Source organism: Rosistilla ulvae (assembly GCF_007741475.1).
Taxonomy (GTDB): Bacteria; Planctomycetota; Planctomycetia; order Pirellulales; family Pirellulaceae; genus Rosistilla; species Rosistilla ulvae.
Genome location: NZ_CP036261.1, coordinates 7,272,763 through 7,287,450, shown reverse-complemented (window position 1 = coordinate 7,287,450; position 14,688 = coordinate 7,272,763). Strand labels below are relative to the sequence as shown.

Below are 14,688 nucleotides of genomic sequence, written 5' to 3'. Positions count from 1 at the left end.
GTGAAGATCAGTGAAGATCAGTGAAGATCAGTGAAGATCAGTGAAGATCAGTGGTTGGAAGTCAGGAACACTGATCCGCCCGAATCGACACTGATGGCTTCATACGATGCGTCGCCAATCAACGGGGCCGAAACTTTAGTCGCTTGAATTCCTGTCAATCAGCGTCGATCAGTGAAGATTAGCGGTTGGAAGACAGAAACACTGATCCGCTCTAATCGACGCTGATGGCTTTTTGCGAATTGTCGCCAATCAACGGGGCCGAAACTTTAGTCGCTCCATCTCCAGTCAATCAGTGTCGATCAGTGAAGATCAGCGGTTGGAAGTCACGAACACTGATCCGCCCGAAGCGACACTGATGACTTCATGCGAAGAGTCGCCGAACAATGGCTCCTTAGCTTCAGTCGCTCCACCTCCAGTCAATCAGTGTCGATCAGTGAAGATCAGTGAAGATCAGCGGTTGGTAAACAGGAACACTGATCTGCCCTAATCGACGCTGATGACTTCATGCGAAGAGTCGCCGAACAATGGCTCCGTAGCTTCAGTCGCTCCACCTCCAGTCAATCAGTGTCGATCCGTGAAGATCAGCGGTTCGTAAACAGGAACACTGATCCGCTCTAATCGACGCTGATGACTTCATGCGAAGAGTCGCCGAACAATGGCTCCGTAGCTCCAGTCGCTCCACCTCCTGTCGATCAGTGTCGATTCGTGAAGATCAGCGGTTGGTAAACAGGAACACTGATCTGCCCTAATCGGCCCTGATGACTTCATACGAAGAGTCGCCGAACAATGGCTCCATAGCTTTAGTCGTTCCGACTCCAGTCAATCAGTGTCGATCAGTGAAGATCAGCGGTTGGTAAACAGGAACACTGATCCGCTCTAATCGACGCTGATGGCTTTCTGCGAACCATCATCGACGCAGTGATAGCAACAACTTCGATCAGCAAACACTCAGGTGCAAAACTTTTGCGGTGCGTTCCTGCCCGTTGTCGCAAGCGAGCGGCCTTCCAAAGGAGCAGCAACATCCGGTGAGTCAAATTTTTAGAAGAAAGTTGAATTTGACTGTGGTCTTGCCGGTCGGAAAACGCCCCTATTGCCTGAGCCTTGTCGGTTGATGTCGACTGCGCGAGGCGACTGCTTCTCTTTTCTCGCTTTTCGCAGGAAGGTGTTCGATGACGTTTAAACGAGCCTTGACGTTGGCTGTGTTGGTGACCGCAACGATCTTGTTGGCAGGCAACGATGCCCAAGCCCAATGTTCTGGTGGACGCGGAGGTGCGTCGGGGGGATCGGCGGGCCCCGGTTATGCCTTGGGGCAACGCTACGATCCGCTGGCCTATCAACGCGACTACGCCTTGCAACAACAGAGGTACTTGCAGAACCAACAGTTGTATGCGATGCGGCAGCAGACATATCAACAACAGGTGGCGCAGAAGTACCAGCAGCGACAGGACTTATTGGCCGCACGCAAGGAACGAGCGATGTTGAAGCGAGAAGCCCGCGACGCACGGATCGCTCAACTCAAAGCAGCTCGCCAAGCTGAGCGCGAAGCGGAGGCCTCGGCGAGCGAATCTTACGCGTCGGCCGAGACCGTCGTCGCCATGCGTTAGCGAAAGGTCGATCGGTGCGGCGCCGCACTCTGTGGCGTCGCTTGGTTTTGGAAAACCATCAGTCATCCCCTTTGACAGGAAGAAGGTCCCCATGTTTCGTCGTTCAATCATGTCGCAAAAACGCAAGCCACTGCAGCGCCGCAAGTCGCGAATCCTTGTCACCGAGACACTTGAATCGCGCCGCGTGCTGGCTGCCAGTGTCGGCTGGGATGGCCCCGGCTTGGGAAGCGCCGAACTGACCTACAACATCTCCGGCAGTCCGAGTTCGCTGTCGCAAGCCGAGACCACCGCGGCGATCGAAACGGCGTTGAACGCTTGGTCGAGTGTCGTCGATGTCAGCTTTACCCCCACCGACCAATCGGGGTTGCGCGATTCGATCGACATTTCGTTTACCAATATCGATGGTGACGGCGGCACGCTGGCGCAAGCTTATTTTCCCGACGACGTAAATCCCGCGAGGATTGCCGGCGACATCCAATTTGATTCCTCCGAGGTTTGGGAGGTTGGCAATTCGCTTGGCAATCAAGCCTTCGATCTTGTCTGGGTCGCGGTCCATGAGATCGGTCACGCGCTGGGACTGGATCACCTGGATGACGCCAGTGCGGTGCTGGCCCCGTTTGTCTCGCCGAGCCAAAGTTTTGCGGGATTATCGAGCGAAGATATTGCCGAGATCACCAGCCTTTACGCTGCGGCCGACGACAACGTCTTGCCAACCGACGATTCGGATGACACATCCGATCCGGTCGACACATCCGACGACGATACGACGAACGATTCCGATCCAACGGATTCGGGCGATACCGACAACAATCGGTTCAATCGCAACCGCTGGCGTCGCGGCGGCAACTGGCATCGCTTTAGCGGCCGGATCGAAGCGGATGTGCCCCAGAACCACAATCTCTATAACCCAACCGACGTCAATGGCGATTCCGCGACCACGGCGATCGACGCTTTGATGATCTTGAACCAAATCAATCGTGGCACCGCGGCTATCGAAAGCGATTCCGATGCGATGTACGACACCAACGGCGATGGAAGCGTCACCGCGATCGACGCGTTGACGGTGATCAACGCGCTGAATCTTGGAACCGTCGACACCAGCCAGGTCGCGACGATCGAAGGTGAAGAAGAGGCCGAACTGGATGACAGCTTGGACGGCGAGACCGAAGAGATCAGCGACGAGGTCGATGTTGAACTCGATCCGGTCGATGATGTCGACGATACACTCGATTCCGGCGATACAGAGAATGAAGAAACGCTTGATCCTGTCGACGACGGCACCGAAACCGTGGACGATCCGACCGCCGAAGATGATGACTCGCTAGAACCGGTCGATGACGGGGGCGTGTTGGACGATGGTGAGACCGAAGAGACCGACGAACATTGCCTCGACGGATCGCAATTTCGGTTTGGCGTAGGGCTTGGTTTAACCGGTCCGACGGCGGAAGATCTGCTGACGCGGTTGGACACCAACGAAGATGGCGAACTGACCGAGGAGGATGTTTCCAGTCGGTTGTGGGATCGTTTGGTCGATGCGGAGATCGATGCCGATGGAGACGCGGTGATCACGTTGGCGGAAGTCGAAGCGGCGTTGGCGACTGCTCGCGAAGACTTTTTCAGTGCCCTGGACGCCAACGAGGATGGTTTGTTGACCGCCGACGAAGTGAGCGATCGGTTTTGGGAAAAGGTCTCCGATGCCGATAGCGATGCAGACGAAGCGGTTTCGCTGGATGAACTGTCCACTTGGTTGGACGACGGCAATTCGCTTCGCAGCCGCGGCGGGCATCACTCCCATCGCGGATTCCACCACCGCGTCGATGCAGCGTTTTCACTGTTAGGGCGTGCATCGAGCCAACGCGGATTCTTTCGATAAACCGTTTGACTTGGGGTGAACTGGCACGCGGATCGGTCGGCTGTGGAAATTTGATTTTCTCAGCCGCGTGGTTGAAACAAACCGCGACGTTTCCGTTCCTCATTATTGGAAGCCGGTAAACCCTTCAGCGCAGGCAAACATCGTGATCGCAACCGATTCGACCCACCGTTCCGATTCCAGCAGCCAGTCGGGCCAAACGCAGGAATTTCAATCGTTGCTGGAAGCGGCTCGTGATGGCGATTCGGAAGCCTTGGGCCGTTTGCTGCAATGGTACGCCAACTACTTAACGTTGTTGGCCAGCACGCAATTGGATCGCCGACTGCAACGCCGGTTGAATCCGTCGGACATCGTTCAGGAAGCGATGTTGGCCGCCCACCGCGACTTCGGCGATTTTCGCGGCCAGAGCCAAGGAGAGCTGTTGTGCTGGCTGCGACAGATTCTGATCCATACGCTGCATCGCGCTTTTGCCGCGAATGTCAAAGTCGCCAAGCGGGACGTCCGCCGCGAGGTGTCGTTGGACGCCGTGGCCAACGGACTCGAAAACTCCGCCATCAACCTCGCTTCGATCCTGCCCAACCGAGGTGAATCGCCGAGCGCTCCGATGCAAGCGCGTGAGCGCGCCGTCTGGTTGGCCGACAAATTGAGCGAGCTGCATCCGCCCTATCGCGATGTGATCGTCTTCCGCGTCCTGCAGGGAATGTCGTTCGACGAGATCGCCAAGCGGATGGATCGTTCCGGCGGTGCGGTGCGGATGCTTTGGCTGAGAGCACTGGAAGCCTTCAAGACGCAGGGAGAAGCTCGCGATGTCTGTGAATGATTCGGTGCTCGATTCCTGCGACGAACCGGAATTGCTGCGAGCGTTGAACGAGGATCAGAAGCAACGCCTGACCGAACAACTGGATCGCTATCTCCAGTCGCTCGAATCGGGCGAGCCGTTGGATCTGGAGACGCTCGATCGCGAGAACCCCGATCTGTCGGAGGTCTTCGCCAGCTATCTAAGCAAGTTGGACGCACTGTATGGCGTCGCGGTCGGCTTCCAAGACCCGAGCGATCAATTCAGCGACTTGCAGCCAACCTCGGGCAGCCCGATGACGTTGGGCGATTTCACGGTCCAGCGTGAGATCGGCCGCGGTGGGATGGGAGTCGTTTACGAAGCGAATCAGAAGTCGTTGAACCGCCAGGTCGCTTTAAAGCTGTTGCCGATGGCGTCGCTGTTGGACGCTCGCCAAATCGCCCGCTTCAAAAACGAAGCCCGTGCCGCGGGATTGCTGCAACATCCGCACATCGTCCCGGTCTACAGTGTCGGTTCGGAGCGTGGGATCCACTATTTTGCGATGCAGTTGATCGATGGGCTGCCCATCGACGCTTGGATCTTGCAGCAGCGAGAGACCGCCGCGACGTCGCGCGATTGGCGATCGATCGTCGCTTGGGCGATCGATATCGCCGACGCTCTGCATTATGCCCACACATCGGGCGTCGTCCATCGCGACGTCAAACCGTCGAACCTGCTGCTCGATTCGGCGGGCAAAATCTGGATCGCCGACTTCGGTTTGGCTCGCTGCCAAGACGATCGCTCGCTGACCGTCAGTGGCGATCTGTTGGGAACGATGCGTTATATGAGCCCCGAACAGGCGACGGGCAAAGCCGAAGCGGTCGACCATCGGACCGATATCTATTCGCTGGCCGCGACGCTGTTCGAGATGTTGACTTTGCGAACCGCCGTTGTCGGCGACGACGGACCGACCTTGCTGCGAGCGATCGAGCAGGACGAACCGCCACGGCTGCGCAGTCTGTTGCCCCACACGCCCGCCGACTTGAGCGTGGTGTTGCAAAAAGCGATGGCTCGCCGCAAGGATGATCGCTACGAATCGGCCGACCAATTGGCTGCCGATCTGCGAGCGGTCCTCGATGGTCGACCCACATTGGCTAAGCCGCCGACGGTCGTCGCCCGCATGGGACGCTGGACCGCGCGGCATCGTCGCTCGGTCGCTGTTGCCGCTTCGGTCTGCGCGGTGGCGATGTTATGGTTGGTCGCCAGCAGTTTGATCATCTTGCAAAAGAGCAACGACGCCAAATGGAGCGCCGTCCAACGCGATCAATATTTCCGGCACGCCCAATCGGCGGTCGATCATCTGGGAACCGAAGTCGCTGAGCAATTGGCCTCCGTGCCGGGAGCTGAACAGGTGCGGCACGCGCTGTTGTTGCAGACGCTGCGGTATCACGAACAGTTCGCCGCGCAAGCGACGGGCGATCCTGAACTCTCTGCGGAAGTGGCTCGGACCCATTCGCGGATCGGAACGATCGTCAAAGAGTTAAAATCGCCGCGCGATGCGATCGGGCATTTTCGCCGCGCCGCCGAAGGTTATGCGGCGATCATCGAAAGTCCTGAGTCGATTCCTGTCGAACCATCGGCTGTGGAAACGCGGTATCATGCCGCGCAAAACCTGAATCATCTAGGGCTGGCACTGGCCGACATCGGCGAGCCCAACGAGGCATTGCAAATCTATCGGCAGGCTTTGGCGATCCAGCGCGCCTTGGTGCAGAGCGATCCGGAAAACGAGCGTTACGCGGCGGAGTTTGCGTTAACGACAAACAATCTGGCATTGTTATTCATTCAGCTGGGTGATGTCGCTCAGGCGAGGCCCCTGTTGGATGATGCGATTGCGCGGCTGACGACAATTGTCGAAAGGAAACCCGATAACGAACTGGCGGCTCGCGGACTCGCTTCCGCGCTGGCCAACCGGAGCGCCGTCACCGTCGACGATCCACGCAGCGAGATCGAACTGTTGCAGCGAGCGATTCAAATCCGAGCCGCTTCGGTTGGCGAGTCATCGAATCGGTTGAGCGCTTCGGGCGAACTGGCGACGCTTTTGAATAACCTTGGTTCCGCGAACATGCACGCGGGACGCTGGGCTTCGGCGGAGCAGGCGTTCACGCGCGCTGCCGGACTGCAGCGTCAACTGTTGAGCATCGCTCCGGCGATCGATCAGCATCGCCGCGATTTGGCGACCAGTTTGAACAACGTCGCGATGGCGTTTCAGAAACAAGCCAAACATGCTGAAGCGATCGAGGCGTTGGACGAAGCGATCTCGCTGCAGCAGGCGAGCCTGGAGCTCAGCGACGACGACGCCTCGGGGCACAGCCGCATCGGCGCGATGCTGCACAATCGCGGCAGTTCGATGCTGGCGATCGGTGACTTGGCCGCCGCGGAAACGCAGTGGATGCGAGCGATCGAGCAACAACAGCAGGCATTGGCTATCGACCCGCAGCACGCCGAAGCGAAACGTTTTTTGCCGACGCATTATTCCAGCTTGCTGCGCTGCTTGGCTCGCGGCAAACGTTGGCAAGCGATCGATGCGGTGGCTGGCAGCTATCGCGCGGCGGCTGCCGGAAACGGAGCCGCCGAAAAACAAGCCGATCGCGATTTGGCTGCCGTCAACGAATTGGCGGTGGCCCAATGAAAGCACCACTGAAACGATCGTCATCGCGTCGACTGAGGCTCGAGCAATTGGAGGGACGCTGGATGCTGAGCGCCAATCCGTTGACATTGGCCAGCGACGACCTTGGATATCGCGGGGATCAAGGCGATCGATTTTCCGACACGCAGATCGTGGATGGTGGATCGCGCGATGCAGGCCCACGCGACGCAGCCGCTCTAGAGGGCAACGATCGCGGCGGCCCCGAGTCACGCGATTCGGGGGATCGCGAAGAATCACGGTTAGGCCGTTTGGATGACCAGCGTCCCGGGGGAGAGCGCCGCGGCGAGGATCGCAACGGAGAACGTCCACCACGTCGCGATCGCGGCAGCAACGACGGCACGCCAACCATCACGGACAACGATCAATCGTCAACGACGCTCCCCGACGCTGTCAACGTGACGATCCGCAACGAAACATCGTCGACGTCGATTGGCGATTCGACATCGCCAATTCGCACGCCTGTCGTTTCTTCATCGGGGCCTGGCGTCGACTCGAACCCTACGGTTCCCGGAATTTCGGTCGAACCAAACGTTCTTGGCTCCATTCCGGCCGACGGCGCCGGCGAAACCGTGTTGGTATCGGTCACGCCGCGGGGAGAGTTGTGGGAGCTGAGTCCAGAGAGCTTCGATCAAGTCTTGGAAGCCGAGAGCGATACGTTCGCAAATCCGTCCACAGCCGAGGCGGTCGATCAATGGTTGAATCAATCCGACGCGTTCCGAGATCAAATCGAGCAATTGGACCAGGCGATCGAAGACCTGGCCGAAGAGGATCCGGCGGCGGAGCCCGAGGCTTTCGAATTGCACGAAGGGACCGAGTTGCATCCCGATACTGCAGCGGAAGCTGTCCCATCGGAGAGCAATAGCCAGCAGTGGTTATTGGAGACCAGCGGACTGCTGTTGGAGAACGATTCCAGCTCGCGAACGGTCGCCGATCCGCAGCCGACTCGGTCGGGCGAATCGATCGCCAACGCCAATGCAGGCTGGAATGTTGGCATTGGAGTTTTTAAGGCGTTCGAAAGCATGCTGCCCGCCGCGCCACAGCGTTCGCTGTCGGCGGCGCTGTTGCCCACCGTCGCGACGCCACCACGGATTCCATCGCCGGTCGAACCAACGGCCGAAAGCGATTCGCAGCGGAGCCTCGCCTGGTATCAAGGAGCGTCGTTGGCGGTGATCACGATTGCCGGAGTGGTTTATGTTCGGAGGTCGCGAACTGAGACAGTCCGAAACCCGGCCGATTTTGTTTAACCGCGTGCCCATCGGGCCGCGCGTTTGGGTTGGTCTGGTGTTTGGACGCGCGGGGCGTTGCCCACGCGGTTAAACGAGCGCGGCGGGCGTTGAGGATTTTGTTTAACCGCGTGCCCATCGGGCCGCGCGTTTTAGGTTGGTCTGGTGCTTGGACGCGCGGGGCGTTGCCCACGCGGTTAAACGACAGCAGCTGTGCGTTGGGGATTTCGTTTAACCGCGTGCCCATCGGGCCGCGCGTTTTGGGTTGGTCTTGTGTTTGGACGCGCGGGGCGTTGCCCACGCGGTTAAACGACAGCAGCTGTGCGTTGGGGATTTCGTTTAACCGCGTGCCCATCGGGCCGCGTGTTTTGGGTCGGTCTGGTGTTTGGATGCGCGGGGCGTTGCCCACGCGGTTAAACGAGTGCGGCGGGCGGAGGCGATGCGTTAGGAGAGGATCGATTCGATCGGCGTTCCTTCGCTGAGCTTCAGCGGGCGGCCGATCGGCGTGATCAGCTCGCGCTCGAAGCGGACTTCCAACGCCTTCAGAATCGTGGCGTGGATATCTTGAACCGTCACCGGATCGGCGACGTTGGTCAGTAGATCCTTTTCCTTATTGTCGAGCTTGGGGTCGGGGGAGGTTGCGCCGTGGACGATTCCCTGCCGCAAGCCGCAACCGGCCAATGCGATCGAGAAGCCATGCGGCCAGTGATCACGACCGCCGACGGGATTGATCTTCGGCGTCCGACCAAACTCGCCGCCGCAGACGACCAATGTCGAATCGAGCAGATCGCGATCGGCCAGCACCTGCAACAGCGTCGCATAGGCGGGGTCGAGGATTTCGCACTGCGTCCGCTGGCCGTTGTGATTGTCGGCGTGGGTGTCCCAGCCCGACAGGCCAACTTCGACACATCGCACTCCCACTTCGATCAACCGGGCTGCGGCAAGGCATCCACGGCCAAAGGCTGTCTCGCCGAACTGAGATCGCAACGCTTTCGATTCTTTGTCGACTTCAAACGCTGCTAATTGATCGCTGTCCATCATCGTCAGCGCACTCTTGGTGGCGATCCCGTGCAGGGTGCGATCGCGATCGAGATCGCGCAACCGGCCTTTGCGGAAATTCGATTCCACCACGTCCATCAAACCATCGACGCGGCGCTGGAACCGCTTCTCACCGACATAAGGCCGAATGTCGGGGACTTTATTAGCCGGATCGTAGACTTTAAATGCGTCGTATTTCGCTCCTAGATAGCCGCCGCGTCCGGCGGAGTTATCGGGCAGGATCGAGATGTGCCGAGGAATGTCCGCGCCGCCGGGAAGCTCATGGCAAACGATCGATCCGATCGATGGATGGACCACGGTCGGGTCGGGACGCCAGCCAGTTTGGATGTTGTAAAACGCACGTTGATGGTCACCTTCTTTGCTGGTCACCGAACGGACCAACGCAACGCGGTGCATTTGTTCTGCCGTCTGCGGAAGAAACTCAGAGATCTGCACGTCGCGAGCCGTCGTGTCGATCGCTGCGACTTCGCCGCCGTATTTTGTGCCGGCGTGAGGGTCGAAGGTTTCGTATTGGCTGGGAGCTCCTTTGAGCCACAAGATGATGATCGATTTCGGCCGCACAGGCTTCGAGGATTGTTCGCTGCCGCGAGCCAGTTGGTTGGCCAATGCGGTCATGCTGAGTGCGCCGGCGGATTGCAACAGCGAGCGCCGCGAGAGGTGAGCGTGTGAACCACAGTCGATGTTCATGGAATGGACTTCCGCAGGCGAGTGGGGGTTAATGGTTCCAGCTGAATTCGCTGCTGTTGATCAGGATCCAATACAGGTCTTCGACGAACTGTCGACGCGAGACGCCCTGTTCGGATTGTCGAATCCAAGCGGCCGACTCTTCGTCGGTCGGCCGCCGATTTAAGATCGATAGATACGTGATCTCCACGGCGTGGGCGTCGTCGGTGGCGAACATCGCGATCTGCGACGACGCATTCATGAACGGGTTCTCCCCGGTCCGCTCGTTGACAAGTTTGCCATTCATCGCCAACAGCCGTTGCGTAATCGTGATCGCATCCTGTCCAAATTCGTCTTCGCCGGTGTCGCCATAACGATTGATGAAGTCGTTCTTCTCGCCGAAGGCTTGCAGTTGAACCAGCAGAGCCGATTGGCGATCGAGCGTGGCCAGACGGCACGACTGGATGATCGAACTGGCAACCTGTTCGGGACGCAGACGAATCAGCGGGTAGACCGCCCAAGCCTGCTCGTGTTCGCTGGTGACTTCGAAGTCGCAGCGACTGTCGAGTTGAAAGGTTTGCAGATGACTGATGATCCGGATCAAGCGACGCAGGTCCCAGTCATGCTCGGCAAAATCGTGAGCCAACCGATCCAGGCCAGCCGGGAAGGGACCGTGCAACGGGATGTCATCGACTGGATCGGACAACGGTTTACCAAACATCAACGCCCAGACGCGATTGACCGCAGCGCGGGCGGCGGGGATGTTTTCGGGATGGGTGACCCAGTGGGCGAGCTGTTGCCGCGTGGGAAGGTCGTCGGCGGCGGGATCGGTCGTCAGCAGTTCGGGCAGAAACGGGACGATCGGTTCGACCTCTTCGGTCTCGTCCTCGTAAAGGAATTGATATTCGTAAGCCTCGCCGTCGTCGCGAATCCCCTGAATCGAATTCGCAGCGGTGCTGTAGAAGGCGGCAAGGTGATGGAAGTCGCGCTGCGTTCCTTCGAGCGGTTCCGAAGTGGTTCCCAAGTTGACGTTGCCCAGAAAGTCGTCGTGACACTCCAGGCAATCGATCCGCATTCCCAAGAACGCGCGGCTGGTGCGGGCTGCCAGGCGGACCGGATCGACGCGGCCTTTCTCCGTGGTGTCCAACGTCACGGTGAGGAAGTTGACTTGCGGATTTTCGGTCCAGATCCCTTTGGCGGTTATCAGTTGGCGGACGATCTGCGAGTAGGGAACTTGATCGTGCAGTTGTTGCGACAGCCAGGTGATAAAGCGTCGGCGGCGGTAGACGATAAAAGGGCCTTCGTCGGCGCCGACGTATGCGCGGCCCAGACGTTCGGCCCAGTAGTCGGCGAAGCGGTGGTCGGCTAACAAGCGTTCGGTCAACGCATCGACCTGCGTCCCTTCGGGCAGCGACTCCAACCATCGCATATCCTCCAGCGAGATGCTGCTGCCGATCAGCGCCAGCGAGACGCGGCGACTGACCGTCTGCCAATCGGCGGCCGGTGCTGTCGACAAACTCTCGCGAGTCCATGTTGTTTCGAATTCGGCGTCGACATCGCGAACCACCTCCATCCAATCGGCGGTCTCGCTGGCCGTGGTGCCTTTCGGTATCGGCGGCGGCTGCGTCGATCGTCCATCGCCCGATAGGCCGTTGGCAAGGTAGCCGACGCCCAGCAAGCCCACGGCTGCCAGGAGCGTCCAACGTGCGAGCGATTGATACCATTTCATGTTGTCATCACCGGACGCGATTTGTGGTTTCGCAGGGGAATGTGGTTATCGAAACGGTCGTGAGACGTAATCCAATATAACGTTCGCCAGCATTCGTTGCGGGTTTATTGCTAGCACGAATTACTAGCACGAAGCGCAAGCGAGTGTTAACGGTTCGCTCACGAAACGCAGGCGAGGCGATCGTTCCTACGCGTATCACTCGCTTGCGCTTCGTGCTGGTATGGCGGACGCATCGAACGCACTTTCGCGGAGCGAAAGGCGACCATCACACTGTTCGTTGAGCGGTGGGGAAGCTTGGTCGGAAAAAGCGATATTCGAAAGAAAGTTTGTTCAGACCTCGTCGGCGACTATTAATTCGACGATGCCGTCGCGATCGCGGATCGGGAACGTTTCGGCCAAGTTGCGGCCGCTGATCGTATGCCGCCCCGAAGTGAGTTCGAATTGCCAGCCGTGCCAGGGACAGGTGACGCAGCCGTCGCGAACCGCTCCATCGGCCAACGGTCCGCCTTGATGCGGGCAGATTCCATCGATCGCAAACAATTGGCCATCGACTCGAAAGACGGCGACGATCCGCGTGCCGACAAGGAACTCGCGGCCAATCCCCTCTTCGATCTCTTCGGATTTGGCGATCGTTGTCCAGTTTTCAGCGGCGTTCATATTCGGTTCCGTCATCGGGCAGGTATGCCTCTAATTTAACAGCGGCAGCGTTTGCTTGGCCGCGGCGCTGGCGATCGCTGTGTCGACGATCTGTTGTCCGATCCGCGAGGTTTCCGGTGAGAGTGGCCCTTCGATCGGCAATCGGTTTTCCAAACAGTGGATCAGGTAGGCGACGGGATTGCTGTCGATCAGCGGCATCGCATCGACGGGGATCTCCACGCCGGCGGGCTCTTCGCGGGTCTGCAGTCGGACCGTCGGTTGGTAATCGAAACATCCGATCGTTCCTTCGGTGCCGACGATCACAAATCCGCATCGCGGTTGCGGTTGGTGTGTCCAAGGATCGGTGAACGTTCCCCAACGGGTCTCCAACTTGCTGAGTCCGGTTGCATAACGGAGCACCGCCACGCAGTGCTCGTCGACTTCCAGCCCCGCCGGTTGGTCGACGACCGCCGTGACTTCGATCGGGCGTTGGCCGCCGTTGAACCATGTCGCCAACGTCGCTCCATAGCCCAGGTAATCCAACAACGCTCCGCCGCCAGCCGCCTTCTGATAGAACCAGCTGTTCGGTTTGTCGGCGGCAATCTGCTCCGCCGTTCGCTGCTGCTTGCCGGCCGCATGGTGCAGCGGTCCGCGATTGCCGTCGTAATAATGAACCTCGATCACGTCGCCGATCGTCCCTTCGCGGATCAATCGATGAGCGGTGCGATGGGTGGGAAACCAGGCCATCGGCCAATTGATCGCCAGCGTTCGATCAGCCCGCTGCGCCGCGTCGATCATCGAATCGGCTTCGGCGAGCGACGCCGCCATCGGTTTTTCGATCAGCACATCAACTCTATGAGCCATCACACGCTCGGTCCACAGTCCGTGCCCCGCAGCGGCCGGGCACAACAGCACGATGTCGGGCTGTGTCTGGTCCAAGCAAGCCTGCCAATCGCTGAAGACCTTTTCGCTGGGCAGTTGCAATTCCTCGATCGCTTGCTGCATGCGATCGGGTTGTTCATCGCACAGGCCAACGATTTCGACGTCGGGAATCGCCGCGGCCAGCCGCAAGTTGTCGCCCATGTGAAAATGTTCGAAGTTGATACCGGCGATTTTCCAACGTGCCATCGGGTGTGTCTTTCAATAGGTTGGGGATGCACGCCAGTTCCACTTGAGGGGGTGCGAGAGCGATTGAGCGGTCGGTCAGCCGCTTCGACGAACGTGGAGAACTGACGACTTGGGGATGACGGCAGTTTGGGGCGGCAAGTTTGCCGAAGCTCAAACATTTATCAGCCCTGCCGAAACGTCCTTTTACGTGCGACGCAGTGAAAGCTGATTACAATAATCGTATGCTCGCACGCACGCAGGTCGCACGCTATATGCCTAGAAGAAAGTGCAGCGGTATCGTAGGCTAACGGGAGTCGAAGCGTTGCCGGGCCCACTTCTGAATGCGGGCTGGTGAAATCGACGCAGCGAATAATCGCGATTACCGATACACTTGGATTGCGAACAAGGCGAAATTAGTTACTTCACTGACCCTTTGATGGGTGAATAATTGCATGGCGACCGTCGAATCGAACAGCGAAGCCCCGAATACCAAAAAACGCGGTATTCCTGAGGGATTGTGGATTAAATGCCCCGGATGTCTGTCGAGCGTCTACCGCAAAGAGGTCCAACGGCGGCTGAATGTCTGCCCTAAATGCGACCACCATCTTTACGTTTCGGCAGCCGATCGGGTCGAACAGGTCTTGGATGAAGGGACGTTTGAGGCTTGGGACGAAGAGCTGAGGCCCACCGATCCCTTGGAATTTGCTGACCGAAAACGTTATGCCGAGCGATTGCTAGCCGAACAGAAGCGGACCGGATTGGTCGATGCTGCTCTGACCGGCACCGGGATGATTCGGGCTCGCCGGGTTGCGTTTGGAGTTACCGACAGTGCGTTTATCATGGGGAGCATGGGCTCGGTTGTTGGCGAGCGGTTGACGCGGTTGATCGAACGAGCGACCGAACAGAACCTACCCTTGATCATTATTAGTGGCTCCGGCGGCGGGGCTCGGATGCACGAAGGGATCTTGTCGCTGATGCAGATGGCGAAGGTCTCCGCGGCGTTGGCTCGGTATCACGAATCGGGCGGCCTGTTTATCAGCGTACTGACCAACCCCACTATGGGTGGGGTTGCTGCCAGTTTCGCTTCGTTGGGAGATCTCTGTTTCGCTGAGCCCAAGGCGCTGATCGGTTTCGCCGGACCGCGGACGATCAAAGCGACGATCGGCATCGAATTGCCCGAGGGCTTTCAGACCAGCGAATTCCTGTTGGAGCACGGTTTTATCGATCGTATCGTCGCTCGCGATCGACTGAAATCGGAGATCGCTCGCGTCATCGACTACTGTGGCAAATAAAACTCCTTCTCTCGACTGCGATT

General features: G+C 58.7%; 10 protein-coding genes. 6 read left to right on the top strand and 4 right to left on the bottom strand.

The genetic code is table 11. From position 1 onward, the window contains the following. Window positions 1-1,169 precede the first annotated feature (1,169 nt). The 5 genes from EC9_RS25665 (at window position 1,170) to EC9_RS25645 (ending at window position 8,200) form a co-directional block, all read left to right on the top strand. On the top strand, window positions 1,170-1,604 hold the full coding sequence (locus tag EC9_RS25665; protein WP_145348826.1) for a hypothetical protein: 435 nt from the start codon (window positions 1,170-1,172) through the stop codon (window positions 1,602-1,604). 91 nt (window positions 1,605-1,695) lie between these two features. Further along, entirely contained in the window at window positions 1,696-3,477 is a 1,782-nt protein-coding gene (locus EC9_RS25660; RefSeq protein ID WP_246105876.1) for a matrixin family metalloprotease, read from the top strand. A 142-nt stretch (window positions 3,478-3,619) separates the two neighbouring features. Continuing rightward, complete coding sequence (locus tag EC9_RS25655; protein ID WP_145349352.1) at window positions 3,620-4,294, top strand: sigma-70 family RNA polymerase sigma factor; 675 nt, start codon at window positions 3,620-3,622, stop codon at window positions 4,292-4,294. After that, on the top strand, window positions 4,281-6,938 hold the full coding sequence (locus EC9_RS25650) for a serine/threonine-protein kinase (protein ID WP_145348825.1): 2,658 nt from the start codon (window positions 4,281-4,283) through the stop codon (window positions 6,936-6,938). The genes EC9_RS25655 and EC9_RS25650 overlap by 14 nt, the downstream gene beginning before the upstream one ends. Further along, the gene (locus EC9_RS25645; protein ID WP_145348824.1) at window positions 6,935-8,200 is read left to right on the top strand and encodes a hypothetical protein; all 1,266 of its coding nucleotides are present in this window, start codon (window positions 6,935-6,937) and stop codon (window positions 8,198-8,200) included. The genes EC9_RS25650 and EC9_RS25645 overlap by 4 nt, the downstream gene beginning before the upstream one ends. 423 nt (window positions 8,201-8,623) lie before the next feature. On the opposite strand, the gene EC9_RS25640 is transcribed toward EC9_RS25645, so the two are convergent. The 4 genes from EC9_RS25640 to EC9_RS25625 all read right to left on the bottom strand — a co-directional run bounded on the left by EC9_RS25640 (window position 8,624) and on the right by EC9_RS25625 (window position 13,394). Continuing rightward, window positions 8,624-9,925 carry a DUF1501 domain-containing protein gene (locus EC9_RS25640; protein ID WP_145348823.1) on the bottom strand — a complete coding sequence of 434 codons (1,302 nt, stop codon included), beginning with the start codon at window positions 9,923-9,925 and terminating at the stop codon, window positions 8,624-8,626. A gap of 28 nt (window positions 9,926-9,953) precedes the next feature. After that, the gene (locus EC9_RS25635; protein ID WP_145348822.1) at window positions 9,954-11,630 is read right to left on the bottom strand and encodes a DUF1553 domain-containing protein; all 1,677 of its coding nucleotides are present in this window, start codon (window positions 11,628-11,630) and stop codon (window positions 9,954-9,956) included. Between the two features lie 330 nt (window positions 11,631-11,960). Then, the gene (locus EC9_RS25630) at window positions 11,961-12,287 is read right to left on the bottom strand and encodes a Rieske (2Fe-2S) protein (protein WP_246105875.1); all 327 of its coding nucleotides are present in this window, start codon (window positions 12,285-12,287) and stop codon (window positions 11,961-11,963) included. 30 nt (window positions 12,288-12,317) lie between these two features. After that, window positions 12,318-13,394 carry a Gfo/Idh/MocA family protein gene (locus EC9_RS25625; RefSeq protein WP_145348820.1) on the bottom strand — a complete coding sequence of 359 codons (1,077 nt, stop codon included), beginning with the start codon at window positions 13,392-13,394 and terminating at the stop codon, window positions 12,318-12,320. Window positions 13,395-13,825: 431 nt separating this feature from the next. On the opposite strand from EC9_RS25625, the gene accD reads away from it, so the two are divergent. Continuing rightward, on the top strand, window positions 13,826-14,665 hold the full coding sequence (gene accD / locus EC9_RS25620; protein WP_145123441.1) for an acetyl-CoA carboxylase, carboxyltransferase subunit beta: 840 nt from the start codon (window positions 13,826-13,828) through the stop codon (window positions 14,663-14,665). The last annotated feature ends 23 nt before the right edge of the window (window positions 14,666-14,688 follow it).

Bases quoted from the DNA above. Each gene is read 5' to 3' on its own strand.
- EC9_RS25665 (WP_145348826.1), top strand. From the start codon at position 1,170: ATGACGTTTAAACGAGCCTTGACGTTGGCTGTGTTGGTGACCGCAACG.
- EC9_RS25660 (WP_246105876.1), top strand. From the start codon at position 1,696: ATGTTTCGTCGTTCAATCATGTCGCAAAAACGCAAGCCACTGCAGCGC.
- EC9_RS25650 (WP_145348825.1), top strand. From the start codon at position 4,281: ATGTCTGTGAATGATTCGGTGCTCGATTCCTGCGACGAACCGGAATTG.
- EC9_RS25645 (WP_145348824.1), top strand. From the start codon at position 6,935: ATGAAAGCACCACTGAAACGATCGTCATCGCGTCGACTGAGGCTCGAG.
- EC9_RS25640 (WP_145348823.1), bottom strand. From the start codon at position 9,925: ATGAACATCGACTGTGGTTCACACGCTCACCTCTCGCGGCGCTCGCTG.
- EC9_RS25635 (WP_145348822.1), bottom strand. From the start codon at position 11,630: ATGAAATGGTATCAATCGCTCGCACGTTGGACGCTCCTGGCAGCCGTG.
- EC9_RS25630 (WP_246105875.1), bottom strand. From the start codon at position 12,287: ATGAACGCCGCTGAAAACTGGACAACGATCGCCAAATCCGAAGAGATC.
- EC9_RS25625 (WP_145348820.1), bottom strand. From the start codon at position 13,394: ATGGCACGTTGGAAAATCGCCGGTATCAACTTCGAACATTTTCACATG.
- accD (WP_145123441.1), top strand. From the start codon at position 13,826: ATGGCGACCGTCGAATCGAACAGCGAAGCCCCGAATACCAAAAAACGC.